This window comes from Bartonella sp. TT110JLCBS (assembly GCF_042193405.1).
GTDB lineage: Bacteria > Pseudomonadota > Alphaproteobacteria > Rhizobiales > Rhizobiaceae > Bartonella.
Window position 1 is genome coordinate 78,002 of the sequence record NZ_JBHILT010000006.1, and the last position, 24,864, is coordinate 102,865.

20 protein-coding genes and 1 tRNA gene are annotated in these 24,864 nt (G+C 35.7%); 13 read left to right on the forward strand and 8 right to left on the reverse strand.

What is annotated here, in order from left to right; genetic code table 11:
* The first annotated feature begins 49 nt into the window (after positions 1-49).
* The 4 genes from ACFILW_RS04220 to ubiC all read left to right on the forward strand — a co-directional run bounded on the left by ACFILW_RS04220 (position 50) and on the right by ubiC (position 5,554).
* A complete protein-coding gene (locus tag ACFILW_RS04220) occupies positions 50-1,267 on the forward strand; it encodes a mechanosensitive ion channel family protein (RefSeq protein WP_375623424.1) in 1,218 nt (405 codons plus the stop codon).
* Positions 1,268-1,336: 69 nt separating this feature from the next.
* Positions 1,337-3,028 carry a Na/Pi cotransporter family protein gene (locus ACFILW_RS04225; protein ID WP_375685225.1) on the forward strand — a complete coding sequence of 564 codons (1,692 nt, stop codon included), beginning with the start codon at positions 1,337-1,339 and terminating at the stop codon, positions 3,026-3,028.
* Between the two features lie 857 nt (positions 3,029-3,885).
* The gene (locus ACFILW_RS04230; protein ID WP_375611967.1) at positions 3,886-4,137 is read left to right on the forward strand and encodes a GlsB/YeaQ/YmgE family stress response membrane protein; all 252 of its coding nucleotides are present in this window, start codon (positions 3,886-3,888) and stop codon (positions 4,135-4,137) included.
* A 910-nt stretch (positions 4,138-5,047) separates the two neighbouring features.
* On the forward strand, positions 5,048-5,554 hold the full coding sequence (gene ubiC / locus ACFILW_RS04235) for a chorismate lyase (RefSeq protein WP_375623428.1): 507 nt from the start codon (positions 5,048-5,050) through the stop codon (positions 5,552-5,554).
* A 227-nt stretch (positions 5,555-5,781) separates the two neighbouring features.
* Here ubiC and ACFILW_RS04240 read toward each other — a convergent pair whose 3' ends face one another.
* The gene (locus tag ACFILW_RS04240; protein ID WP_375646143.1) at positions 5,782-6,234 is read right to left on the reverse strand and encodes a GatB/YqeY domain-containing protein; all 453 of its coding nucleotides are present in this window, start codon (positions 6,232-6,234) and stop codon (positions 5,782-5,784) included.
* 278 nt (positions 6,235-6,512) lie between these two features.
* On the opposite strand from ACFILW_RS04240, the gene carA reads away from it, so the two are divergent.
* Positions 6,513-7,709 carry a glutamine-hydrolyzing carbamoyl-phosphate synthase small subunit gene (carA, locus tag ACFILW_RS04245; RefSeq protein ID WP_375685226.1) on the forward strand — a complete coding sequence of 399 codons (1,197 nt, stop codon included), beginning with the start codon at positions 6,513-6,515 and terminating at the stop codon, positions 7,707-7,709.
* Positions 7,710-8,582: 873 nt separating this feature from the next.
* Here the strand turns inward: carA and ACFILW_RS04250 are convergent.
* Positions 8,583-9,803 carry an MFS transporter gene (locus ACFILW_RS04250; protein WP_273790812.1) on the reverse strand — a complete coding sequence of 407 codons (1,221 nt, stop codon included), beginning with the start codon at positions 9,801-9,803 and terminating at the stop codon, positions 8,583-8,585.
* Positions 9,804-10,569: 766 nt separating this feature from the next.
* Between ACFILW_RS04250 and ACFILW_RS04255 the strand changes: the two genes are divergently transcribed.
* On the forward strand, positions 10,570-11,409 hold the full coding sequence (locus ACFILW_RS04255; protein ID WP_375685227.1) for a DUF1460 domain-containing protein: 840 nt from the start codon (positions 10,570-10,572) through the stop codon (positions 11,407-11,409).
* 1,289 nt (positions 11,410-12,698) lie between these two features.
* Here the strand turns inward: ACFILW_RS04255 and ACFILW_RS04260 are convergent.
* A complete protein-coding gene (locus ACFILW_RS04260; protein ID WP_375685228.1) occupies positions 12,699-13,607 on the reverse strand; it encodes a cation diffusion facilitator family transporter in 909 nt (302 codons plus the stop codon).
* A gap of 757 nt (positions 13,608-14,364) precedes the next feature.
* On the opposite strand from ACFILW_RS04260, the gene ACFILW_RS04265 reads away from it, so the two are divergent.
* On the forward strand, positions 14,365-15,174 hold the full coding sequence (locus ACFILW_RS04265; RefSeq protein ID WP_375623440.1) for a TrmH family RNA methyltransferase: 810 nt from the start codon (positions 14,365-14,367) through the stop codon (positions 15,172-15,174).
* A 280-nt stretch (positions 15,175-15,454) separates the two neighbouring features.
* On the opposite strand, the gene mnmA is transcribed toward ACFILW_RS04265, so the two are convergent.
* The gene (gene mnmA, locus ACFILW_RS04270; protein WP_375623442.1) at positions 15,455-16,678 is read right to left on the reverse strand and encodes a tRNA 2-thiouridine(34) synthase MnmA; all 1,224 of its coding nucleotides are present in this window, start codon (positions 16,676-16,678) and stop codon (positions 15,455-15,457) included.
* Positions 16,679-17,069: 391 nt separating this feature from the next.
* Here mnmA and ACFILW_RS04275 point away from each other — a divergent pair, with 391 nt between their 5' ends.
* Positions 17,070-17,345 carry a DUF1153 domain-containing protein gene (locus tag ACFILW_RS04275; protein ID WP_273790817.1) on the forward strand — a complete coding sequence of 92 codons (276 nt, stop codon included), beginning with the start codon at positions 17,070-17,072 and terminating at the stop codon, positions 17,343-17,345.
* A 171-nt stretch (positions 17,346-17,516) separates the two neighbouring features.
* Here ACFILW_RS04275 and ACFILW_RS04280 read toward each other — a convergent pair whose 3' ends face one another.
* Entirely contained in the window at positions 17,517-17,903 is a 387-nt protein-coding gene (locus ACFILW_RS04280; RefSeq protein WP_375623444.1) for a flagellar export protein FliJ, read from the reverse strand.
* A gap of 565 nt (positions 17,904-18,468) precedes the next feature.
* Here ACFILW_RS04280 and ctrA point away from each other — a divergent pair.
* Positions 18,469-19,170 (forward strand): response regulator transcription factor CtrA, encoded by a 702-nt coding sequence (gene ctrA / locus ACFILW_RS04285; RefSeq protein ID WP_375623446.1) that lies wholly within the window; start codon positions 18,469-18,471, stop codon positions 19,168-19,170.
* A 223-nt stretch (positions 19,171-19,393) separates the two neighbouring features.
* Here the strand turns inward: ctrA and chpT are convergent, their stop codons facing one another.
* Complete coding sequence (gene chpT / locus ACFILW_RS04290; RefSeq protein WP_375623448.1) at positions 19,394-20,032, reverse strand: histidine phosphotransferase ChpT; 639 nt, start codon at positions 20,030-20,032, stop codon at positions 19,394-19,396.
* Between the two features lie 215 nt (positions 20,033-20,247).
* On the opposite strand from chpT, the gene ACFILW_RS04295 reads away from it, so the two are divergent.
* Genes ACFILW_RS04295 through ACFILW_RS04305 form a run of 3 tightly spaced genes read left to right on the forward strand, consistent with a single transcriptional unit; the run spans position 20,248 to position 21,514 of the window.
* Positions 20,248-20,844 carry a DUF1134 domain-containing protein gene (locus ACFILW_RS04295; RefSeq protein WP_375623450.1) on the forward strand — a complete coding sequence of 199 codons (597 nt, stop codon included), beginning with the start codon at positions 20,248-20,250 and terminating at the stop codon, positions 20,842-20,844.
* Between the two features lie 27 nt (positions 20,845-20,871).
* On the forward strand, positions 20,872-21,258 hold the full coding sequence (locus tag ACFILW_RS04300) for a hypothetical protein (protein ID WP_375623452.1): 387 nt from the start codon (positions 20,872-20,874) through the stop codon (positions 21,256-21,258).
* Positions 21,248-21,514 (forward strand): hypothetical protein, encoded by a 267-nt coding sequence (locus ACFILW_RS04305; RefSeq protein ID WP_375623454.1) that lies wholly within the window; start codon positions 21,248-21,250, stop codon positions 21,512-21,514. Before ACFILW_RS04300 ends, ACFILW_RS04305 begins: the two co-directional genes overlap by 11 nt.
* A gap of 325 nt (positions 21,515-21,839) precedes the next feature.
* On the opposite strand, the gene ACFILW_RS04310 is transcribed toward ACFILW_RS04305, so the two are convergent.
* Both ACFILW_RS04310 and ACFILW_RS04315 read right to left on the reverse strand, forming a co-directional pair.
* Positions 21,840-22,958, reverse strand: a complete 1,119-nt coding sequence (locus ACFILW_RS04310; protein ID WP_375623456.1) for a DegT/DnrJ/EryC1/StrS family aminotransferase — start codon at positions 22,956-22,958, stop codon at positions 21,840-21,842.
* Between the two features lie 49 nt (positions 22,959-23,007).
* Positions 23,008-23,964: a Gfo/Idh/MocA family protein gene (locus ACFILW_RS04315; protein WP_375623460.1), complete on the reverse strand. Its 957-nt coding sequence runs from the start codon at positions 23,962-23,964 to the stop codon at positions 23,008-23,010.
* A gap of 164 nt (positions 23,965-24,128) precedes the next feature.
* Here ACFILW_RS04315 and ACFILW_RS04320 point away from each other — a divergent pair.
* Positions 24,129-24,205: transfer RNA gene (locus tag ACFILW_RS04320), tRNA-Met, on the forward strand.
* Positions 24,206-24,864: the final 659 nt, after the last annotated feature.

Consider the following 24,864-nt stretch of genomic DNA (forward strand, 5'->3'; position numbering starts at 1 on the left):
AAATTTTAAACCCTCAACTGCATATATTTTTAGAAATGGAGAATAAAAAGTGATCGAATTTATTGCTCAATATCCGTGGTTAGAGGCTATTTCTTGGCTTGTTATTCTTACTATAGCTGCCCTTTTAGTGAACTTTCTAGGACGAAAATTACTTATTCACGGAGCAAAAAAACTCTCTTCTTTTCTCCCCAAAAATACAACGATCGATATTAATAATGCTATTCAATACATGGCAAATATCACTTCAGCTTTTATTCTTTCAGTTGGTGTTAATTTTATCCCAACATTACCCGATGCCTTTAGCACTGTCATCGGTAATGTTGCCAACGCCTTCATTATCTTCTTTGTTGTCCTGACAATTTCTTCCTGTCTCAATGTCATTAACATCCTTTACGAACAACGACCAACAGCACGACTAAAACCAATAAAAGGTTATATTCAAATTGCTAAAATTGCACTTTTTGCTGTTGCAACAATTTTAATGGTCGCTACATTGATTGACCGCTCCCCTCTTATTCTCTTCTCCGGTCTTGGTGCAATGGCCGCAGTTCTCATGTTAATTTTTCAAGATACGCTTCTTTCTCTCGTTGCCGGTATTCAAATTTCATCCACTGATATGGTTCGTGTTGGGGATTGGATTGAAATCCCCAATCTCGGTGCCGATGGTGATGTTATTGAAATTGCCTTGCATACTGTTAAAGTTCAAAATTTCGACAACACCATCACCTCAGTTCCTATCCGTAAACTTGTGACCGACCCTTTTAAAAATTGGCGTGGAATGCAAGAATCGGGTGGAAGACGCATCAAACGCTCCCTTTTTATTGATCAATCAAGTATCCATTTTCTCACAAAAGAAGAACAAAAATATCTTTCCCGATTTAATTTATTAGAAAATTATTTCACGCAAAAAGTAGCAGAAATTGATGAATGGAATGCTCAATTAGATAAAAATCATGATGTCTTAGCCAATACGCGCCGTTTAACCAACATTGGCACTTTTCGTGCTTATGTTTTTGCTTATCTGAAACAGCATCTAAACATCAATCCTAATATGACCCTCATGGCACGACAATTACCTCCTACAGAAAATGGTTTACCCTTAGAAATCTATTGCTTTACGAATACCACCGTTTGGATAGACTATGAACAAATTCAAGGCGATATCTTTGATCACCTTTATTCTATTCTGCCCTGTTTCGGTCTAAAGGTTTTTCAAAATCCAAGCGGTTATGATTTTAATCAAGTATTAAAAGCAAAAGTGAAATAAAAACAATAAACTTCAATTTATTAATTTGAGGCAACAACATTCACAACAACAAAGAAAGAATAAAGTATCATGAATGGTTCGTTGGTATTCCTTCATCTTGCCGGCGCTATTTCTTTACTTCTCTGGGCCACACGCATGGTGCGCACAGGAATTGAACGCGCCTATGGTGACAGACTAAAATATAAAATGTGCCACGTCATTTCAAAACCATTGTTTGCTGTAAGTTTTGGGCTTTTTACAGCAATGATTTTACAAAGCTCTACAGCAATAACACTCCTGGTTGGCTCTTTCGTTGAAGCTGGTTTTGTCTCTGGAGTAGCAGGACTTATGGCTGTACGCGGAGGAGAATTAGGATCAGCAATCGTTGTAAAAATTCTCACCTACGACCTCACTCTTGTTGTCCCCCTGTGTCTTTTAATTGGCACTTGTATCTTCATGACAACAGAAAAACGTGAATGGCGTCAAATAGGACGTATTATCATCGGTATTGGTCTTTTAATTTTGTCTTTAGAAATGATAAGTACAGCGACAGAGCCTTTACGTGAAAGCGAAATTTTGCCTAGCATCATTCGTTATCTTTCAACCGATCCTGTTTCCACTTTTTTGTTGGCTGCTGGCTTAACCTACCTCTTACATTCATCTATTGCAGGAATTATTTTGCTGGTCAATTTTGCCAATTACGACCTTATCCATACGCAACTCTGTGTTATCATGGTTCTTGGTGTCAACTTTGGCTCTTCTCTTATAGCACCACTTTTAACGCGCAACGCCTCTCCCAATACTCGCCTCGTTCCCTTAGGAAATTTACTCATGCGTGGGGCCGGTTCAATCCTTATACTTATCTTATTTCTCTCCTTTCATCCTCCCATCACATGGCTTGGCAATAATGCCCCTACTCAAGTGATCAACGCCCATATCATTTTTAATGTTTTCATTCTCCTTGCTGGAATACCGCTTTCAAAATGGATTTTAAAGTTAACCACTCAGATCGTGAATATAAGTGCAAAAAAAATACAAGCCGACAAAACGCTCAATTTATCCGATCAAACAGCTCTTGATGACAGTGTTCTTGATCGCCCAACGCTCGCCCTCTCGAATGTCATGCGTGAAGTCATTCATATTTGTGATCTTGTAGACATCATGCTAGAAAAAATTATGGGACTTTATGAAAAGCCTGATCCCAATATTATTCGTGAACTCAACCAACTCAACACCATATTGGACAAAAAACATATCGCCATCAAACTTTATCTTGCCCGATTAGCGGGACAAAAATTATCTGACGAAGAAGCTTTTCAAACACAAGAACTTCTAGGCGCCTGTATAAAATTAGACCAAGCAGGCGATGTCATTATTCATAATATGCTGATGCTGGTTAAAAAGAAACAACAGAAAGGTTTACAGTTCAGCAGCGAGGGCTGGAGTGATCTCCTTCGTTTCCACGCCATTGTACTAGCCAACGCGCATATAGCATTTAACGTTCTCGTCTCACGTGATACACACACTGCACACCTATTGGTACAAAAAAAAGATCAGTTACGAAACTTAGAAAAAGAGATGAGTTTAAAACATTTTAAACGTCTGCGTGAAGGGGATCTCAAAAATGTAGAATCATCCAGTCTTCACCTCGACACTGTGCGCGACCTCAAACAAATCAACTCTCTTTTGACCTCAATGATCTACCCCATTTTAGAAGAACAGGGACTTCTTCAAAGTTCTCGTCTACGCAACCCTGCTGAAGAACAAGCAGAAAAAACTTAAACTTTTCAAATAACTTGAATAAAACACACATCACATCGATTATTCAATTTTGAATATAGTCAAGATATTGATTTAATCAAAATATCTTATTATTCGACAATTTAAATGAGCTTTCTTCATCGTAAGTTTCTTTCATTTAAAATCTATTCATGATGAATTGCTCAAAGTCATTTGCTTGCACATTACAAACAAAGCAGCATGTAGAATAGAACTCTTGAAGAAAGACGTAAAAATGCCTAACCATCTCAAAGCCAAAACTGTTAAACACACAAAGAATAGGTCAAGAGTATGATAGTTCCAACCTAAACCCGCCTTGTAAAAAGGGAACCGCTTCACAGTAGCAGCGAAACAGAAATACTCTATAAGGAATACAAAACCCCACAAAAATGCAACGTTTATATCAAGACTGGTAGAGGTTCAACCTATACAGCCATGCTATAACGTGTCAACGAAACAGTTTTCATTTCAAACATCATTGATATCAATTGGCAAGCTCAAAACTTTTAAATATCCATTTTACTTATTGCTTTAATCACAATTATTTTTTTAAATTTAAGAGAGAGATTAAAAAAGCTTATAAATACACTTTATAAGATCTTAAAACATTTTCACTAATATTTTCTTATTTTATTCGTATTTCTCAAATAATTAATTTGTTTATAAATTAAAACGTATTATATATTTATACTTATTAAGTATTATTATGATATAAATGTGAATATTATTTTAATATAAAGGAAAGTAATAAGTAAAATCTCTAAAAGAAATATCCTTTCCACTGGGTAAAAAAGGAATAAACCTTGATTTTTACAAAGTTTACTCTAGTTACAATTTAAATTCAGGCAAAGGAGGGTATCATGGAAAATGCAAACATCGGTTGGATTGCAGCTATTATTATCGGCGGGATTGCAGGTTGGGCTGCACAGTATATTATGAAAAGCCAAACAGGAATATTGTTAAATATTATCTTAGGGATTATTGGCGCTGCGCTAGCAAGCTTTCTTTTTAGTCTTTTAGGTGTAAGTTTTGCTGGTTGGCTTGGCTATCTTATTTCAGGTTTTATAGGAGCCTGTATTCTTATATGGATAGGACAAAAAATTCGATCATAGCGTATTTATTTTTTACACCTTTTGGGATTCAATACAAAACTAGGAAACAACGAGCAGAGTTTGAAATATTCCCCTGTAACTTGTTACCAATTTTGATATGATGGTGAGATGCTTAAGCTGCGATTTTAGGCATACACCATCACCGTATTATAAAACGAAATGCAGTAAAAAACTTCATAACGCACCATTTTATACCTATATAAACTTACGCATATCAGGAGAGATATGTTGCGTTATTTTAACGAAATACGAACTGATTTTTGTACCACGTGCGCAAATCCAGCATATCTCACTGTAATAACAATTCATAAGGTTACAAAAATCACTAACGATGATTAAAAATTCTACCGTGTAATGCTTAACACCTATACACTCTATCAACAATACCCTTTTTACCAAGAAAACTCGAAGAGCTCTTTTACATTCTTAAGAATAAAGAGAGACGGTAAGCACGAAATGATAAAGAATACGATCTCCTTTACATCTCAATTCAAAAGTTTTGAATATCTCTTCACTTTCTAAAGTATAAAATAAAGTTTTGTTCCTCTTAAAACTTCCTCTTTATATCATCTTGCATAGATGAATTTTTAGCTCTTCTTTATATGCGTTACAAACGAATTTTAAAGCACGAAACATTTTTCCCATTGCTCTCATGCGATAAAGAAATTTCCGTAACGCATTGTGAAAGCGCTTTGAACAAAACATAATACTTTATTTTGCTTTTTTAATGAAAATAATCCTATAATATATACTTCCTGCATATCTTCTTTTAAAAACCTTTGCTTTCGATTTTCCCTTTGATATCTTCCTGTTAAAATCTTGCTGCTTTTACACTCCTTGTATTACAATAGAGCTATCTATTTAACCCAACATAACATATGGAATAAGACTTTAGCTGTAGAGTAAACCGATGTCTGATCTTGAAGATTCCATCTTACCACCCCTAAAGTGGTTTTCTGATCAAAATCCTCCAATACCAGAAAACGTTCGCGATTGGCTCATGGAATCGGGCTCAATGACGCTTCGATTAAAAAAATATTGTACCTGCCTCCAAGTTCAACCACAACGCGAATGTTTCATTACGCGAGATAAATTAAAAGAAGAAGCAGAACATCTACCCAAAAGTACGCGTTATTGGCTACGCGAAGTCATATTGATAGGAGATAATAAACCTTGGCTCCTTGGACGCACTGTAATTCCACAAGAAACCCTCCTACACAATCAAGCCTTGATGCATTTGGGAACTGTACCTTTAGGACATTATTTATTTAACAATGACAAATTAACCCGCGATTACATTCATATTGGTCAACAAGGTGCGCTATGGGCACGCCGTTCCCGTTTGCGATTAACGGGTAAGCCATTGTTGTTAACTGAACTATTTTTAACAGATTCACCATTGTATCCCCACAAATAGAGGCTACTCATTTTATTCTGCATAATTTATAGATTTTATATAGCTTATAAGGGATTTAATCAGAGAAAAGAATTTCAAAATTATCTCAAGAACACATTACAAACAAAGACTTCTTTTCAAAAGATCTTTTTATTTCATAAACTCAACTTAAAAATCTCTTCCCTAGAAAAAACGTTTTAAAGTTTTGATTTTCTTATCATTAAAACCAGCACTTGAATTAAAAAGATCTATTGTAATTTTTTACGAAGACGATTACACACTTTAGAAAAATTCATTTGCCCCGCATACCGTTCCTTAAGCCATGCCATCACCTTACCGATATCGCGTAATTTTTCAGCCTTTGTTTGTACCAAAGCTTCACAAAGAACCTGTTCTACTTCCATCTCCTTAAGTTGATAGGGAAGAAATTCACGAATAACTTCTATTTCTGCTTGTCCTCTCTCTGCCAATTCCAAGCAACCAGACTCTTTATAGACTCGTATCAATTCTTCACGCTGTTGAAGCATTTTAGTGAAAACAGATTGTATCTGCTGATCATCCACTTCTAGCTTCCCTTCCTTATAATAAAGAATATCACGATCCCTAACTGCAGCATTCATTAAACGAAGTGTAGCAAGACGCGCACTATCTTGCGCTTTCAAAGCAGCCCTAAGAGCCCCATCAATCTGGTTACGCAACATAAATTTATCCAATTTTGTTCAAGAAGAAGATGCCTTTTAACCAATCTTTATCCATCTTGCAATGGAGGATAAAAAATAATTAAGGACTTGATCTTCGAAAAACTAAAACAAGACTTTACCTCTTCATGGAATGTACTTATACTGCCTATTTCAAGAGAAACGTTACCAGAATAATATACACAGCATCTGTTAAAGGTATGATTTTTGTGTAAAGTTGGTCATTATACCTTTCAGAGAATAAGCCATCATACCTTTAGAATAAATTGTGGATACATACTATGATACAAGCGACTTCACCCAGCCACCCTTGGAGTATCAAAAAACCGACAGCCCTCTTAGTCTTAGCAGATGGGACCGTTATTGAAGGCAAAGGAGCAGGTGCTACAGGTATTGCTGAAGCTGAAGTGTGTTTTAACACCGCCATCACAGGCTATGAAGAAATCCTCACAGACCCGTCATACACACAACAAATCGTTAATTTTACTTTTCCTCATATAGGAAATGTAGGGGCCAATGACGAAGATATTGAAGCTCTCTCTCCTCTCAATTGTCATGGTGCTGTTGGCGCTATTTTCAAAGCAGACATTACACATCCCTCAAATTATCGAGCCAATGAAAATCTTCATCAATGGCTTAAAACGCGTAAAATTATTGCACTTTGTGGTATTGACACACGTGCTCTCACAATTCTTATTCGTGAAAAAGGTGCGCAAAATGCTGTCATTGCACACGATGCTAATGGAAACTTTGATATTCCTTCTTTAAAGAAACGTGCACAAAAATGGCACGGTCTCGTCAATCTTGACCTTACGAAAGACGTGACATCTCAATCATCAATGCAATGGGATGAAAAACCATGGAGTTGGAATAAAGGATACGGTACAAACAATGTGCATAATCTTCATATCATTGCAATTGACTATGGTATTAAACGCAATATTCTTCGCCTTATGGCAACACAAAAAGCACGCATTACTGTTGTGCCTGCCCACACAACTGCAAAAGAAATTCTGGCAATGAACCCTGATGGCGTTTTTCTTTCTAATGGACCAGGAGACCCCGCAGCTACAGCTCAATATGCCATTCCAACAATCAAAACATTAATTGATCATAATTTACCAATTTTTGGAATATGTCTTGGTCATCAACTTCTCGCTCTTACGGTTGGTGCCAAAACCGTGAAAATGCACCAAGGACATCATGGTGCCAACCACCCAGTTAAAGACCTTAACACTGGAAAAGTTGAGATTGTATCGATGAACCACGGTTTTGCCGTAGATTCTGCCTCTTTACCACAACATGTTCAAGAAACACATATTTCTCTCTTTGATGGTTCGAACTGTGGTATTCGAATCATTGGAAAACCTGTTTTTTCTGTTCAATATCACCCCGAAGCTTCTCCTGGACCACAAGATAGCCACTACCTCTTTCAGCATTTTTGTGATCTCATTATGAATTATAAAAAAATATCTTAAAATAAAAAGCCTCACCTTTTAGCTTCTCTCCTTTAAATTATATCATCTTCCTATGCACAGTTATATTATTTTTATACCTACAACTTATTGAATAAATATTCTTATTTATCATTCTGAAACTAAAAAGAGCGCTCTGAATAGCTTAAATTTTTCTCATTCTTCTCCTCTTAAGGTCGTATCCATCAAAATCATTGGCTTCTCCCCCCCCAAGCAAGATAAGTGTGTCGATAAAAACTATTTTTAAAAAGAGTAAAGTGCCTAATATTCAAATAACTATTTGCTTCACAATATAATTTTAAGAATTCTATTGAGCATGAGAAGCATAATTCCTCCTAAAGAATAAAAAAATTAAAGTGTGAGACAATGCAACAAATCTCTACTTTTTAAAAGATATTGCCGTAGATGGTTTTGAAAACTGTAAAGTCGAATAAAAAAGTAATCGCAAAACAGAAAACATCTTTTCAATTTTACAACTTTATATTCTTCCAAAATGAGGTTTTCTTTCGATTCCAGAACTTATGCCAACAAATATAAGCAATATTTTACTTCCAATTTGCCATATAAAATTTGGAATTGTTCATTCAATACTGATACATCTAACGCAGATACATTTTAATCTTTTGTTTTCAATATGCTGCTGTATTAGCACTGAATATTAATTTGCAAGCAATAGAAAAAATACGGACTCTCCCTCTACAAACAATATCATAAAATAAAAAAATTATTTTTACTAAATGAGAAGGATATATCGATATTTTATACAACACTTTGTGAAATAAATATCACAAAAAACTTTCTGCCTATAAAATGATACATTTTGTTTATATTGTGCATTCTTTAGCAAAATAGTACGTACCAGCCCCTCTCAACAAATTAACGTACCCGCAAGGCAAAAATAACTGTCGCAACGACAAGAAGAAAAAAGCCTCCAACAAAAGGAGCACCAGAAAAATAAAACAGTGCATTTTTATCTGTAAAACATTCAAAAAGAAACACATAAAAAACAGAACCAAATGTTAAACTCAACGAAATAACAGATGTCATCGCTCCTTGCAGTTCTCCTTGTACATTTGTCGGTACCTGCGCTGAAGCAATTGCACGTATAGGTGCATGAACAAGATATTCAAGCATTGTACACATACAAACCATATAAACCATCCACCCCTGCGTCGCGAATGTATAGCCCAGCATAGCAACAGAGGCAAACAAAAGCCCCACTATAACAATATGCCAATCACTCCATCGTTTAGAAAAATAAGGCAAAAAGAGAGCGACTACAATAAATTGGCCTATCCCAAAAACACTATAGGAGAGTCCAATAGAAAAAGAACTCCAATCATAGCGTTCTTTTGCAATGAAAGCCCAAATGCTTAACCATACAGATTCCGCAAACCAATAAAGAAAAAAGACCAATAACACCCAAAGAACCATCGGATATTGTTTCAGGTGCCAAAAAGCACCTAAGGGATTTGCCCGCTTAATATCAAAAAAGCGCCTATTCCATAAAGAAAGGGTTTCTGGAAGCATAACCCAAGAAAAAATAAAATTAATGAGTGAAAAACCAACAGCAAAATAAAACGGAATACGCGGACCAAACTGACCTAAAAAACCACCAATAAACGATCCTAAAATAAACCCCAATGCGGATGCAATGCCTAACAAACCAAAATTGCGTGTACGGGTTTTATCATCGGATATATCCGCAAGATAAGCTGTACAAGTTGCAAAACTAGCACCACTTATCCCTGACAAAAGACGCCCGATAAATAACATAGAATAGCTCCATGCTATAGCACATATGAGATTATCAAGAGCAAAGCAGATAATAGAGAGAAGCAAAATAGGACGACGACCATAACGATCAGAGAGATTGCCAATAACAGGAGCAAACAAAAACTGCATCACTGAATAAGCTGCAAGTAATTTTCCTCTTTCTACAAAAGATGTACTGACCTCTTTTCCAGTTAATTGAGAAAAATATTCAGGCAAAACAGGACAAATGATCGCAATACAAAGAATATCTAACAATAAAGTGATGAACACTAAAATGAGCCCACGCTGAACAAATTTCGGATTGAGCATTTGGTCTTGCATAACATACACACTATTTTACGCATACAATTACTTCCCCGCTATATTTTAACTCCCTTTTCCTTTTAAAAGTATTCTATACCGTATACTTTTCAAATACAAAATAATAACAAAGTAAAAATTTAAGTAAGAGTCAAGATAAAACTATAAAATTACGTTTTAATTGGTATATATTTAATTGCTATCTCATTGTCAAAGAATAAATTTTTTTTGCATTATACGAACAAAATATTTGTGCGACAAACTCATGAACAAAATTTCATGAAACACAAAGTATTTCCAATAGTTTTAGAGACATTATGATGAATTTTATCCGACATCATTTCCCCCTCTCATCCCACCGTTTTCAGGAATCTCAATTCCATTAGATACGTTAGATATCCTACAGTAATTGAAACCTTTTAAAAGATAAGCTCTTAAAAAATTTTCTTACCCTCAGAATATGCTATAAGGTTAAAGCAACATCACCCGAATAGCTTAACAACGTAAAAAGCTCATCATATTTTTAAAAGTATTTATTTGACAATAATTTTGATTAAAAAATAAGTATATTATAGAGAAAGTTCTTTAATTCTATAATCTTAGAAAATATTCATATCGCTTGCAATTTGTGTAACTTTAAAAACCATGATTGTATCTTTATATTCATTGATACTCTTAATGATTGTATGCTACCATTAAATCTAACGATGAACATGATAAGCATTTAAAAAATAGCACTTTTAGAAATAGTTCGTCATGAATTTTTAATTCAAAAATGGTGTATAAAATGCGAAAAATATCCCTATTAATTCTCATATTAATGTTGGTAACAGGATGTGATGTTCAGGATTCTGATTCACAAGAGAGTATTTTAGAAAATAAAATAAAAACACAACAAACAAACAACGTAAATCTAGATCCCTATACTCTAAATAAATTAAATGCTCTTCTCAAAAAACGTTCAGAAACAAATTATCAGGAAAAAGGGGCACTCATTGACTTTCTTTCTGAAGCTTTTTTAGGGACACCTTACCAAGCAAATATATTACATGGCTCAGAAAATACACCAGAAAAACTGATTATTGACTTTAGAGGCTTAGATTGCTTCACTTACCTAGATTATGTTGAAGCATTGCGCAAATCAACATCTCAAACAGAATTCATAAATAACGTCATAAAAACGCGTTATATTAACGGTAATGTTCATTTTTTAAATCGGAAACATTTTTTTACGGATTGGGCTTATAGAGAATATAAACTCGCCACTGATATTACCGCTGAAATAAGTCCCCATGCGGTAAAAATAGAAAAATATCTCAACAAAAAAGCTGATGGTGGAAGCTATCTCCCTGGGTTGCCAGTTGTGAAACGCACAATAACGTATATTCCAAGTAACTTTATTAATGAGAAGGTTATAGGTCGTTTACAGTCTGGTGATTTCATTGGTATTTATACGAAACTTGCTGGATTGGATGTAACACATGTGGGCTTCTTTATCATGACAGATAAAGGGCCAATGTTAAGAAATGCTTCTTCACGAAAAGAAAACGAAAAAGTCGTTGATTCTCCTTTTATGAATTATGTTGAAAAAACACCAGGAATCATTGTTTTAAGAGCTCTTGAATAACATGCGATATGAAATATCTTCTCTATTCTTAAAATATATACTGTCGTTATTCAGGTAAACATCTAACTTCGTTCAAGCTATACAGATACAATATATTTGTTTACAGTTTTAAGAGAAAAAAGTCGTTTTGATCTAACTTTGTTTATAGGTATGACAAAATCATTTTTGGAGAAATCACAGATTTATAATCACTTTATACTGGTTGAACGATAAAGACAGAAAAAAGTCTACTATAGTATCACGCTTTCCTTTCATATTCTCAACCAAGAGTTATCTATAGATTACAGCTAATCTGATCTTTACAAATATAACGCAAAAGACACAAACGAATGTTTGTAAAAATAAGTAAAAGTAAAGCCAGATATGTTTGGTTATTGTTTATAAAGTATTTTATAAAAATTCGATCTACCTCTCTAATTTATTGCATATAAATTTTTGACTTTATAGCTTTGTTTTCCTTATAAAGTCTTTGCTTTTTGTTGTTGTCTATAAATTAAAATAGCCCTAATGTAGCAGCATATTTATGATTAGGATGCACCAGTACTGTACGAGTCCTTGTAAAATTTTGATGCCAGATTGGAATGAAAATATGAAGGCATCAATTAAAAACCAGTTTCTATCTTTAGCATCATTCTTTCGCTCAGCTTTACGATTTTCTACAGCAACGACAATAATATCCTTTAAAGAGTAGAGATATGAGCATTATTTTTGGTTTTTTCATTCTTTAATGAGTCCCCATCTTTCATGCAATAAAGAACACTCTAAACAGAATCCATTGTATCGATAAAACAATACATTTATTAGCAACAATAATGATGATTAATCTATGATCACAAACTTTAAAATTCTATTCATAACTTTTATATAAAATTTACAATTAAATCTCATTAAACTTATTACGAAGGCTTCACTCCTCTTCGCCCTAAGCAACGAAACATCTACTCCCAACTGTCTGTAAACAATCCGTTTTCTTAAATGGATTTAAGCTGCTAACCATTTCATGAGATTCACTTACAAAAGAATACACCAGCAAGTCCTATTTTGAATATTTACTCCATACTCTAGAAACACTTAATAGATCAAACTTATATGCCTTATCTCACCACACCTTAAATGACAGTGTTTTAACGAAATAGAATAAATCTTGCCTTAAATACTCTGTTTAATCTTGTATACTTGATTGATGCAAAAATTAAATCAACGAAAGAGCATCATTGTATTTTCGAGAGGTATGAATCACCCCATCATAAAAAAACAGTCTAACATAACAGACAATTTGAAAAATCTTTTTATATAAAAGGGATTACCTTTGTACCGGGAGGCAATTTTGCCTCATCTTCAGGCTCGACATGAATAGAAATACGCACATTATCAAATTCTTTTTGAAGAACAGCTTCGATTTTATCACAAATTTTATGTGCTTCTCCTACCTGCATTACAGCAGGCACAACCAAATGAAACTCTATAAAAGTAACCCTCCCAGCAACACGCGTCCGCAAATCATGAACCTCAAGCGCACCCGATGCATTTGCAGAAATTAGCTCCCGAATCCGCATGCTTTCATTCAATTCAACGCCAACATCCATTAATCCCTGAACAGCATTTCTAATCACCTTCCAGCCCTGTAAGAGAATATTAACGGCAACGATTATCGCTAAAATTGGATCTAAAGCTCCCCATCCTCCGACAAAACCGGCAATCAAACCAATTAAAATTGCAAGCGACGTAAAAACATCTGTTATAAAATGCACTCCATCAGCTTTAAGAGCCGGTGAGCGATGGAGTTTTCCCTGCCCAATAAGAACCATTCCCCACATACAATTTATGACAGTTGCAATAAGATGAATAACAAGCCATATTCCAGGTTTCTGCAACAATTTAACGGTAGAAAGAGCTATCCATGCTTCTCTTAAAATAACAATTGCTGCAATAATAATGAGTATCCCTTCAAGAATTGCGGAAAAATATTCCGCTTTATGATGCCCAAAGGGATGATCATGATCCGCTGGCTTCATACTCACTTTAACAGCCCACCATGCTGCTAATGACGCAAGAATATTAACGATTGATTCCAATGCATCAGAATAAAGTGCAACCGAACCTGTGATGTGATATGCCCAATATTTCAAAGCAAAAACAATACACGCAATAAAAATAGAGTATAAAGTTAAGCTTTGTATATTGATTTTTACATCCATGAACCTCATCCTTTTCTTCACGAAATAGGGAATTAATATTTTTAACCATATCATGATACTTTTGGCATAACGACGATCTTTCCTCAATATTACAGAAGCTTCATCATACAATAAACGCCTCAGCTCACCATTATTATCGTAAAAACTGCTCAGTTACACGAACAGCATCAATAAATAAAGAAGAGAGAAAATAATAGAAAAAAGAGCTTTCCCAAGAGCAATCAAACACATCACCTTCATTATTAATCGTTTTCTGAATAACTTAAAGCCATCTCACGTCTCATAAACGAAAAACTTGTTTGTGCTCAAATCTATCATGATCATGCATTATTTTTTAATCTTATGATGTGCATTATAAGCCATCTTTGCACCTTAGAAAAAATATCTTAGCACTCTACTGTAACTTTACAGGTCAACTGGATTTTAAAAGATGATTTACTAAAAAATTTAGATATAAAAAGAAGAACAATGATTACCCTCAAAAAAAAAGAATCTGGGCATTGGGGACCCAGATTCTTTTCCCTTAGAAATTAAGGGCATACAGAACTTGGGAAATAGCGGGGACCCAAGACACTGCACCCGATACGAGAAAAAATATATGATTCCGTATCAGTATTTTTACATTATACCTATGGTTGCATATTGTCAACACAAATTCTACCATAAGTTTTAAAATAATGTTTTTTTATCTCTTTTTTTTAAATAAAACAAATTCTAACATCTGGAAATCATAAGAAAAAAGCACTAAAAATCTCGCATGCATTTGAATATCACAACAATCAATGAAACAGATGATCCACGCCTAAAAGCCTATCATAATATCCGTGAAAAAGATCTTGTTGGACGGCAACATCAATTTATTGCTGAAGGCAAAGTAACATTGTCCGCATTACTACACTCGAAAGAGTTTTCTGCCATCTCACTGCTCATCGTAGCAAACCGTCTCTCTGGACTTCTACCGCTTTTAGAAAAAACACAACCTCTATGTCCCATTTATTGCGTTCCACAAAAAGTTATGGATAATATCACCGGCTTCCATGTTCATCGTGGTGTTCTGGGTATTGGTAAACGTAAAATACTGCCATCCTTACAAAGTTTTTTAAAACATCTTCCAGAAAAAGCTTTGATTCTTGTTTTATGTGGTATCTCGAATCACGATAATATGGGATCAATTTTTCGTAATGCAGCAGCCTTTGCCTGTAATGGCATTATTGTCGACAAAACCTCATGCGATCCACTTTATCGCAAATCAATAAGAGTGTCTGCCGGCGCTGCTTTAAAAGTACCCTATACGCAAAACGCTGATATAGATGACATTATAGCTGCTCTAAACGATGAAAACTTTCATCTTTATGCACTCTCCCCTTCTGCCTCACACACTCTCAAACAAGCCAACAAAAGCAAAAGAATGGCACTTATTTTTGGAACAGAAGGCGATGGCTTACCACCCCATATACTACAACAATCAAAAACCTTACGTATTCCCATGACTGAGGGTTTTGACAGCCTTAATGTTGCCACAGCCTCAGGTATCGCACTTGCTCATTTTACCAACTTTGACCACTAAAAATGATAACACTTCAAGTTATAGAACATACCGATGTTGTATGTTATCTATCAGTCTCCAATAATATTGCCGTCCCCTAGCCTTTGAAAGCATTGATAAAAAACATTTTTACATTTTCTTTATCATCACTTTCCACACCCTAACCCCACTTATGACGTGCAAAAGATATAATTTTGATGGATTCAATCATAAAACAAACTTTCAATGAAAAAATCCTCCGGCATTCTCTCATTCAAGTTTAAGATTAAAAAAATATCATTATAAATCAACTTACTATGTTTTATGAAGCTGTTGTTTTTAGTTCAGATGAAACAGAATCTTTTGTTTCGAGATTGCATAAAACGCGCTCTAACATCATTTCAGTATCGGCTGCACGTTCTGAATGTGTTACAAATCCTCCCCCAAGAATACGCGCCTCATGACCATTTCCATCATAAAGAACGCAAGCTTGCCCTGGTGCCACACCATTTTCACATTCCAATAAATCAACGGAAAAAATACCTCCTTTATAATGTAAGCGTGCAAGATGAGGAGGACGCGTTGAACGCACCTTTACAGCCACCTCAATACCTTGAGAAGGGAATTTATCCAAGGGCTCATCACCAAGCCAATTCACATCACGTAAAAAAAGCTTATGCGTTTCGAGCATTTCACGCGGACCAACAATAACACGTGCATTTTCCACATCGAGATAAACCACATAAAGCGCTTCACCCGTTGACACCCCAATACCACGACGTTGACCAACCGTATAATTAACAATACCCGAATGTTTACCTAAAATCTTTCCATCAATATGAACAATAACGCCAGGATTAGCTGCTTCTGGACGCAGTTTTGCGATAACATCTGAATATTTTCCTTGTGGAACAAAACAAATATCCTGACTATCATGCTTATTGGCAACCACAAAGCCCATTTCTGCTGCCATTTCACGAACGCGGGCTTTTGGAAGGTCACCAAGTGGAAAACGCAAATAATCAATCTGTTCTTGTGTCGTTGCAAAGAGAAAATAACTCTGATCACGATCATTATCGAGAGGACGAAAGAGTGCTCGATGCGCTCCGTTGGAACGCGAACGAATATAATGTCCAGTAGCCAAAGCATCTGCCCCCAATTCGCGTGCCGTTGCTAATAAATCAGCAAACTTAACCGTTTGATTACATGCAATACATGGAACTGGGGTCTCTCCATGAGCATAGCTTTCTGCAAAAGGATCAATAACAGCTTCGCGAAAGCGCTTTTCATAATCAAGAACATAATGCGGTATTCCTAATGTTTCTGCAACGCGGCGTGCATCCTCAATATCTTGTCCTGCACAACACGCCCCCACCCGATGCGTTGCTGCCCCATGATCATAAAGCTGCAACGTAATGCCAATAACATTATACCCTTCCTTTTTCAAAAGACCTGCAACAACCGATGAATCAACCCCCCCCGACATTGCAACAACAATGCGAGAATCCTCAGGTTGTCCTGGTAAATCAAGACTGTTTAAAAACATGTATTCATTCTCTATTTAATGTTCTTTTTAATGGCTACCCATATGTTAACATTCTGATGCACGCTCTTCAGCACTTTTACACGATTGATTGTCTTTATATTATTTTTTTATCCTTTCCACAACCATAGGCATTACTTTCTTAAGAGCTGCTGCAAACAAAAAAAGAATGATGGAAATAAGGCATAATGGCAATCGTTTAGGAGAAATCCTTTTTTGCTCTTTTGAAAAATGGGGTAAAATATTGCAAGAATCTCTTTTACACACTTCAACTTGAGCTTCTTTTTACATGCCCAATCACTTTATTAATTTTTTCTTTCAGCGCTTTTAGCTCTTTTTTAAATTTCATGCTCTATAAACGAATCAAGTCCTTGACTCAAGGTAGAGGATACGAATGAGCAACTTGATAAAAACACAAATGAAATATGTTATTGGGCCAGATGGAAGTCCGCTTACAATTGCCGACCTACCGCCGCAAACAACACGGCGCTGGGTGATTCGTCGCAAAGCTGAAGTTGTTGCGGCTGTCAGAGGTGGATTGTTAAGTCTTGACGAAGCGTGCCACCGTTATACTTTGACTGTAGAAGAATTTCTTTCATGGCAAAGTTTAATCGATGAACACGGTTTAGCGGGATTACGAACGACCAAGATTCAACACTACAGGCATTAAGTTGCCATTAATTACGATTTGATAACATAAAGCAATTTATAAAATAGCCAAATTTAATAAAAATTTGGCTATTTTATACTATATCCAAAAGATAAATCTGAAAGAATGGATTTTTTAATAATTGCTTTAATTGCTTTTATCATCCAGCCATTAAATTAACCAACCACTGAATTAGCCAACCATTGAATTAGATTGAATCAAAATATTCTTATCATCCGCAGAAATCTTCTTTTCTCGGGCTTCCAAAAGCTGTGCACGTTGCAGCTCTGTATTAGCTTCATGGAGAGCAATTTCAGCGTTTGTTTTTTGAAGTTCTAAATCACGAATTGAATTGACCAGATTATCACGTCTTTGCCGCGCTGCACGCGCAAAAGCAGAATAAGCAAAATGGTGAACATCATTGTTTCCAGATTTACGTTCTTCATGAGAAATCTGTGCTTCCAACTCTAACACCATTCTTTCAAATTCTGCGATCATCATCTCAAGCTGTGCAATTTCACGGCGCTTTCCACGCACTTGAAACATCCTCAATCGCACCATATTTTCTCGTGGCTTCATACTCACTACTCCTTGATTGCGCAACTCAAAACTCGCATTCACACCCAATAAATATCTTTTAGTTATATGTCTATCCGACAAAAACAGTCTATTAACTTGAAATTATAATAATTTTTGCCTTTCATTAAAGCATCTGAAAATACAATCTGCTTTAAAGAGCAATAACTATTTCTTTAACTTTCCCCCCCATTATAAAATGAAGAGGTTTAAAGCTCAGTAAATAAACACTGAAATTGTAAAAAAGTAATTTATAAAGCTCTTTTACAAATTTTTTTTAAATTAAAGTTTATAGAAAAAGCCCTCCTTTGTTTATTATGTTAAAAAATATGGGATTTTTCTAAAATAATTTTGTAGCCTCTTTCAAAAATAAAAATATTTTGTTAACCACTATCATGGATAGTGGGGAATTTAGTAGTGATTGTTACGCGTACTACTGAAATGTTCATAAACACTTTGTTATAAGTGTTTAATTTAATGAATTGTTTTTATAACAGTGGCTTTGCTAACTGATATAAAATAGAAATGCTCCTTATGATTCGTGAAGGAGCAAAATGAGGGATCTAAAATGCGCGTATTATTAATTGAAGATGATAGAGCAGTTACTCAAAGCATTGAGTTGATGTTAAAGTCGGCTAACTTTAATGTTTATATCACTGATCTGGGTGAAGAAGGTATCGATTTAGGAAAACTCTATGATTATGATATCATTTTGCTTGATCTGAATTTGCCTGACATGTCAGGGTATGATGTCTTGCGGACTCTAAGGTTGGCAAAAATAAAAACTCCTGTCCTAATCCTTTCTGGTATGAATGCCATTGAAGACAAGGTTCGTGGTTTTGGCTTTGGAGCAGACGACTATATGACGAAACCTTTTCATAAGGATGAGCTCATTGCACGTATCCATGCAGTTGTTCGTCGTTCTAAAGGACATGCACAATCTGTTATTGTTACCGGAGATCTCACCGTTAACCTTGACACAAAAACCGTCGAAGTTGCAGGGCGCCCTGTTCATTTAACCGGTAAAGAATACCAAATGCTAGAGCTTCTCTCTTTACGCAAAGGTACCACCCTTACCAAGGAAATGTTTCTCAATCATCTCTATGGTGGAATGGATGAACCAGAACTAAAGATTATCGATGTTTTTATCTGTAAATTGCGGAAAAAATTGGAAGCAATCTCTTCCAGTGTAAATTACATTGATACAGTTTGGGGACGTGGCTATGTATTACGTGATCCAGTTGAAGAGAACGTACGAAAAACCGCTTAAGCAGTGAACATGCATATTGTAAAATCTCGGAGTGTAGCGGGCCGAGATTTTTTCCCGAGATCTTTTCTCTATTAAAAGTAGAGAACTCGCACACCAAAAATCTCATATAGAAAGCGCTTAAAGCTTAAGAAGTAACCACACCAAATTTACACATATAACCTTATCGCTTATAAGTTCAATCGAAGCCACTTTTCCCAACATGGCTTAAGCGCTTCTTTCTTGTTCAAAGCTTTTTTACACTTTCTAAAACAATACAATCATCACTTTCATCAATATTTATTTTCATCTCTGTCATCTGAGCAAGTAACATTGTGTAATAAAATTGGATGACATGTGCATCAACAAGCTCTTCTTGAATTTCTCCACGCAATAAAGCAAGAAAATGAGGGGGTATACGGAAAGTTCTACCGAAAATCTCAAAACGAAAAGAACGTTTATTTTCTTCTTGCAAAATCATAACAACAATTTCACCCCCACGAGAAACTGTTGCGTTTGCAATCAATAATAAATTAAGCAAAAGTTTAACTTCATCTTTTGCTAACAATAAAGAAGAAGCTTGCCATTTTAAAGTTGCTTTTTCTTCTTTCATATATTGTTGAGCAACCTGCTCTGCAGCCCGTGTATCTATTTGTCCTCCACTTGCACCAGCAAAACCAAAAGCCAATCGCGCAAATTGTAGACGTGCAGAAGCACTCGCAACGGATAAACGCACTAATTGTAAAGCATCTTCTTCAGCTCCTCCTTCATCATAAAGCTCCATTGCATTTTGAATAGCCCCCACAGGTGAAATCAAATCATGGCAAATACGACTACAAAGCAAAGCAGCAAGATCCGTAGACTTCAAAGAGATATTTAACATCATAATGATTGAAAACTCCTAGATTAAAAAAACAAACTTTATTTTAAAGAAAAACTCTTAACATCTGATGCATAATAGGAAACATTAACAATTATGCTAAAAAAATTTCAGAAATAAATTCAAGAATTTAAATAAGCTTACATCTTATTTTTTTATTTGAATAGAATGAAAATTCTAATATTATCTTTTGTTTATCACTAATAAAAGGAGAAAACTCCATGGCTCACTCTCTTATAAGATACTGGTACAAAAATATTATATCTTTAATCTTCCTTTTATTCGTCACTATAAATACTGCACATGCTCAACTAAAACCAATAAGGCAAAATGAACCTCATTATTCACTCCAAGAAATTATTGATTCCGGTCATATTTTTTTTGGAAAAACAGCGAGTGGTCTGGCTGTTGCAATTCAAAATATTTTTTCACAATACGGTTATCCCAATGCCTATATTTTAGGAGAAGAAGCTTCTGGAGCCTTTTTTGCTGGATTAACCTATGGCGAAGGAATGGTTTTTACCAAAAGCTACGGTCAACATAAAGTTTTTTGGCAAGGCCCCTCAGTAGGATGGGATTTTGGCGGCCAAGGCTCCCGTTTAATGATCTTAGTTTACAATCTTAATGGCATAAATAATTTATGGAAACGCTATGGTGGTATTTCAGGTTCGGCCTATTTAATAGCAGGTGTTGGTTTTCATGTCCTCAAATACCATAATACCTTGTTAATCCCAATACGTACAGGAGTCGGCGCACGGCTTGGTATAAATATAGGATATTTAAAATTAACACCTAGGCCAACTTGGAATCCGTTTTAAACGGTTTCTTATTTGAAAAGGGGTATTATGCTTATTCAATCATTTCTTTTTTTTATACTTGGAGTTGCTTTCACTTCTTGGTTACTGGTGCTTTTATCTCCTTTTATTTGGCGTAAAGCCGTTCATTTTGCGTATAAAGATGTTTGTGCGCAAATGCCATTATCACTCGCGGAAATAGAAGCAAACCAAGATTTTCTTCGTGCACAACATGCTGTAGAATTAGCAAACAACCAACAAAAGTACGAATTTTTGCAAAAAAAATATGCCCAACAAAAAATACAACTGAGCCAAGTAACAGAACAGTTTTATCGGCTATGCCTCCCCACAAAAGATACTCTCACCAAAGAAGCAATAGCAATCAAACAAAATATCGCCACACTATACACTTCCAAAGGAAAGACAAATGATTCGTGAAAAAATTGCACACTATCAGCAACGTTTACGAAAAATCCAAACTCATGAGCTTGACACGACTACTAACCACCAATTGCTGGAAGAACTCCGTGAAGAAACAAAAGAACTTGCAGCAACATTAGCAGCTCAAATAGCGCTACAAGAGGGGGATACATCACCCATCAACACATTGATTCAAAAATCCAAAAGCAAAAATGACCTAGCATCACGTATTCGCAAAAAAATAACGTTTCTCTCAAAAAGCCCCGTTAAATAAGTTATCTTTTAAAACACCTTAAAATGGAGAGTAAAATCAACAAAGGTTCATTGTAACTTTCATAACCCAAATCCTTTTTATTAAACGTGACTTTCTAGCTAAGCTAAAGGACAACGTTTTTTAACCCATAGCGTTCTGTAAAAAAACATCTTCTTGTCTAACAGATTCACTTTCTAATCATATCACCGCCCTAAAGGATAACATTTCATAGTCCCTAGAAAGGAAATAACACCAAAATATTGGTTACACACTCTAACAAAAAATACCTTCTAAGATGGATCACCAATAGAGCTTCGACCATAATTTTAAGGATAAACACACGCTCTCAAGAGTGATAAAAATCTCTTATTTTTTTGATAATCATATCCTGATCCGTTTGTGTCAAGTAAGGATGCATTGGTAAACTTAAAACACACTCTCCCAAAGACTCTGAAACAGCAAGGGAATCTTTTACATAAGGGAAGTGTTTATAAGCAGGCTGTTGATGTAAAGGAATTTTATAATAAATCATTGTAGGGATAGAATTTTTTTGTAAAAAATCTTTTAATTTATCACGTTCTTTTACCTTAATCGTATATTGTGCATAAGCAGAACGAATATTTTCTCCCATTTCTGGAACTGTAACAATATCTCTTAAGCCATTGGAATAACGTTGAGCAATTTCTACACGCTTTTCCATTTCATCTTCAAAGATCACAAACTTTTCTAGTAAAATTGCAGCCTGAATACTATCTAGGCGCGAATTCATACCAATACGTACATTGTCATATTGCGTTTCACCTTTACCATGAAACAAAATAGAACGTAAAAGTTCTGCCAAATGATCATCATTAGTCATCATAGCGCCTCCATCGCCATAACATCCTAATGGTTTTGCAGGATAAAAACTTGTGGCAGCCACATCACCAAAAGCACCGCACATAATATTACCGCTTCTTCCGCCCATAGATTGAGCAGCATCTTCAATCACAAAAAGGTTTTCCTTTGCTGCCACTTGAGCAATTTGCACATAATCAGCAGGCAGCCCAAACAAATCAACAGCAATAATAGCCTTTGGCTTTAAACGTCCCTCTTTTTTTACCATTTTGATTGCGTGAGAAAGTTTTTCAACATCAATATTGAAGGTATCAGGTAAAACATCAACAAAAACAGGTTCAGCCCCCACCAAAGCAACCACTTCAGCCGTTGCTGAAAATGTAAAACTAGGACAAAAAACAGCATCTCCTGGACCAATATTTTTAGCCATAAGAGGCATCTTCAAAGCATCTGTTCCATTAGCACATGCAATCACATGTTTAACGCCAAGATATTCTGCCAATTTGTCTTCAAATTCTGTTACTTTTGGCCCCAAAATATACTTACCACTAGCGACTACATGCGCAATTGCAGAATTAATTTTATCTTCAATACGCGCACGCTGCGCCCCAAGGTCTATGAATTGCATATTAACTCCATTGATCATCACAAGAATGCAAAAGCGCTACCTATCTCTTTTATCTATTATAATTGACATCAGCAGCTGTTAAAATCCGTAAAACCGCAATAGCATCATCACCATTTGTACGAGGTGATTGACGCGTTTCAATACATTGAAGGAAATGCCGTAATTCGCAAGTAAGCGGCAAATCTTCACAAACATCAATGTAATTCAGCTCATCCATGCTAAAAGCCCACTCTTGATTTTCTTTCCAAACAGCAAAATGGTGTATTGCCAATTTACGACTCCACGGTTCCATATCATCAAAAACGAGCATAGCCTTTGTTCCAACAACAGTTAAACGCCTCTCACGATAAGAACTCAAGCGTGAAGTAAAAAGATGACTACGCACACCATTTGGAAAAATCATATGAATATGAGAAAAATCAGAAATCTGATCAACGACAGCAGCCCCCTCACCGCGAATTTCGGAAGGTTCACATCCTGTCAACGCCAAAATCATTGAAAGATCATGAGGGGCAAGATCCCATAAAGCATCACTGTGTGTGTGAAATTTTCCAAAGCCTAATCTATGAGAATAAATATATCGCACATCTCCCACATCTCCATTTTTCACCAATTCACACATTTTTTCAAAAGCCGGATGAAAACGCAAAATATGGCCCACCATAAAAACTCGCTCATAGGCCTCAGCCTCCTGAACTTGGCGTTTAGCATCAGAAACATTTAGAGCTATTGGTTTTTCCACCAAAACATCTTTACCGCTTTTAACAGCACGAAGCACATTTTGCGTATGAAATTGTGGAGGCAGCGCTAACACCAGTGCATCAATATCTCGCTGAGTAAAAAGATCATCTGGTTTAACAACCTCTACACCATACAGTGTTGCAAAACTGGCAGCACGATCACTATCAATATCAGAAACTGCTGCTAAAGCCCCAAGAGAGTGGAGTGTCCGTATATGATTTTCACCCCAATGACCGCATCCTAAAACCGCTACACGTGGCACCATTTTCATGCCTTACCTTACTTTATCATATGAAAATTACACTTTTACATATCGAGGATAAAATAGAATGACAAGAGAAAAGCTTAAAAACGATGCTTGACATCTTACTATTCTACCCCTTATATCCGCAAAAGATGTAATTACTGACAATTATGATTGCTTATTTTGGCGGAGTAGCTCAGTAGGTTAGAGCAGAGGAATCATAATCCTTGTGTCGGGGGTTCAAATCCCTCCTCCGCTACCATTATTTTTTGTTGTGTATATAACTTGCCAGTGTAGCTGTTTGTATGTAGCTTGCCAGCAGGTTTTGTGTAGCTTGCCAGCGGTTTTTGTATATTTTGACACTAGGTTTTGTACCAATCTATTTTTTTTCAAAGAGTTTTTAAGGGGTTCTCAAAGGGTCTTCAAAGACCTTTCAAAGATCATTTAAAGCCTCTTTTTCTTTTCTGCTCAAAATCGCAATTTGAGATGATCAATCATTGAGTTGGAATCGTATTATTTGAGAAGCAGCGTATATAAGATGTGTTCACCTCTTTTAGCATAAATTGACTGATGATTTTTCTGTATCCTAAGCACATTATTCAGGACATTATTAAATAAGAGAAGCGTTTAAGGAATTCGGTCAACTTGACCAAATTGCTCTTCAGTATGCAATTGTGCAATGTTTGCACCATTGCTCCTTTGAGGAATTGGGTAAACAATACCCTATTGCTGTACTCATGCAATTGGATCAACTTGATCCTATTTCTCGTTTTAGCAATTGGGACAAGTTGTCCCTATTCCTCTAAATGCCCTTCATCACCAATCAAAGGGTAAACATTACCCTTTGATTTTCTGTCACTCAGAGGTTTCCTTTTCTCCTGCCTCTTTTCCCTTGTTTGGTGCCTCGAGTGTGATTTCTGT

Coding starts and splice junctions, on each gene's coding strand:
- ACFILW_RS04315 (WP_375623460.1), bottom strand. CDS start 23,964: ATGGTGCCACGTGTAGCGGTTTTAGGATGCGGTCATTGGGGTGAAAAT.
- carA (WP_375685226.1), top strand. CDS start 6,513: ATGATACAAGCGACTTCACCCAGCCACCCTTGGAGTATCAAAAAACCG.
- ACFILW_RS04230 (WP_375611967.1), top strand. CDS start 3,886: ATGGAAAATGCAAACATCGGTTGGATTGCAGCTATTATTATCGGCGGG.
- ACFILW_RS04310 (WP_375623456.1), bottom strand. CDS start 22,958: ATGCAATTCATAGACCTTGGGGCGCAGCGTGCGCGTATTGAAGATAAA.
- chpT (WP_375623448.1), bottom strand. CDS start 20,032: ATGATGTTAAATATCTCTTTGAAGTCTACGGATCTTGCTGCTTTGCTT.
- ACFILW_RS04240 (WP_375646143.1), bottom strand. CDS start 6,234: ATGTTGCGTAACCAGATTGATGGGGCTCTTAGGGCTGCTTTGAAAGCG.
- ACFILW_RS04250 (WP_273790812.1), bottom strand. CDS start 9,803: ATGCAAGACCAAATGCTCAATCCGAAATTTGTTCAGCGTGGGCTCATT.
- ACFILW_RS04305 (WP_375623454.1), top strand. CDS start 21,248: ATGATTCGTGAAAAAATTGCACACTATCAGCAACGTTTACGAAAAATC.
- ACFILW_RS04225 (WP_375685225.1), top strand. CDS start 1,337: ATGAATGGTTCGTTGGTATTCCTTCATCTTGCCGGCGCTATTTCTTTA.
- mnmA (WP_375623442.1), bottom strand. CDS start 16,678: ATGTTTTTAAACAGTCTTGATTTACCAGGACAACCTGAGGATTCTCGC.
- ACFILW_RS04275 (WP_273790817.1), top strand. CDS start 17,070: ATGAGCAACTTGATAAAAACACAAATGAAATATGTTATTGGGCCAGAT.
- ctrA (WP_375623446.1), top strand. CDS start 18,469: ATGCGCGTATTATTAATTGAAGATGATAGAGCAGTTACTCAAAGCATT.
- ACFILW_RS04255 (WP_375685227.1), top strand. CDS start 10,570: ATGCGAAAAATATCCCTATTAATTCTCATATTAATGTTGGTAACAGGA.
- ACFILW_RS04265 (WP_375623440.1), top strand. CDS start 14,365: ATGCATTTGAATATCACAACAATCAATGAAACAGATGATCCACGCCTA.
- ACFILW_RS04300 (WP_375623452.1), top strand. CDS start 20,872: ATGCTTATTCAATCATTTCTTTTTTTTATACTTGGAGTTGCTTTCACT.
- ACFILW_RS04295 (WP_375623450.1), top strand. CDS start 20,248: ATGGCTCACTCTCTTATAAGATACTGGTACAAAAATATTATATCTTTA.
- ACFILW_RS04280 (WP_375623444.1), bottom strand. CDS start 17,903: ATGAAGCCACGAGAAAATATGGTGCGATTGAGGATGTTTCAAGTGCGT.
- ubiC (WP_375623428.1), top strand. CDS start 5,048: ATGTCTGATCTTGAAGATTCCATCTTACCACCCCTAAAGTGGTTTTCT.
- ACFILW_RS04260 (WP_375685228.1), bottom strand. CDS start 13,607: ATGGATGTAAAAATCAATATACAAAGCTTAACTTTATACTCTATTTTT.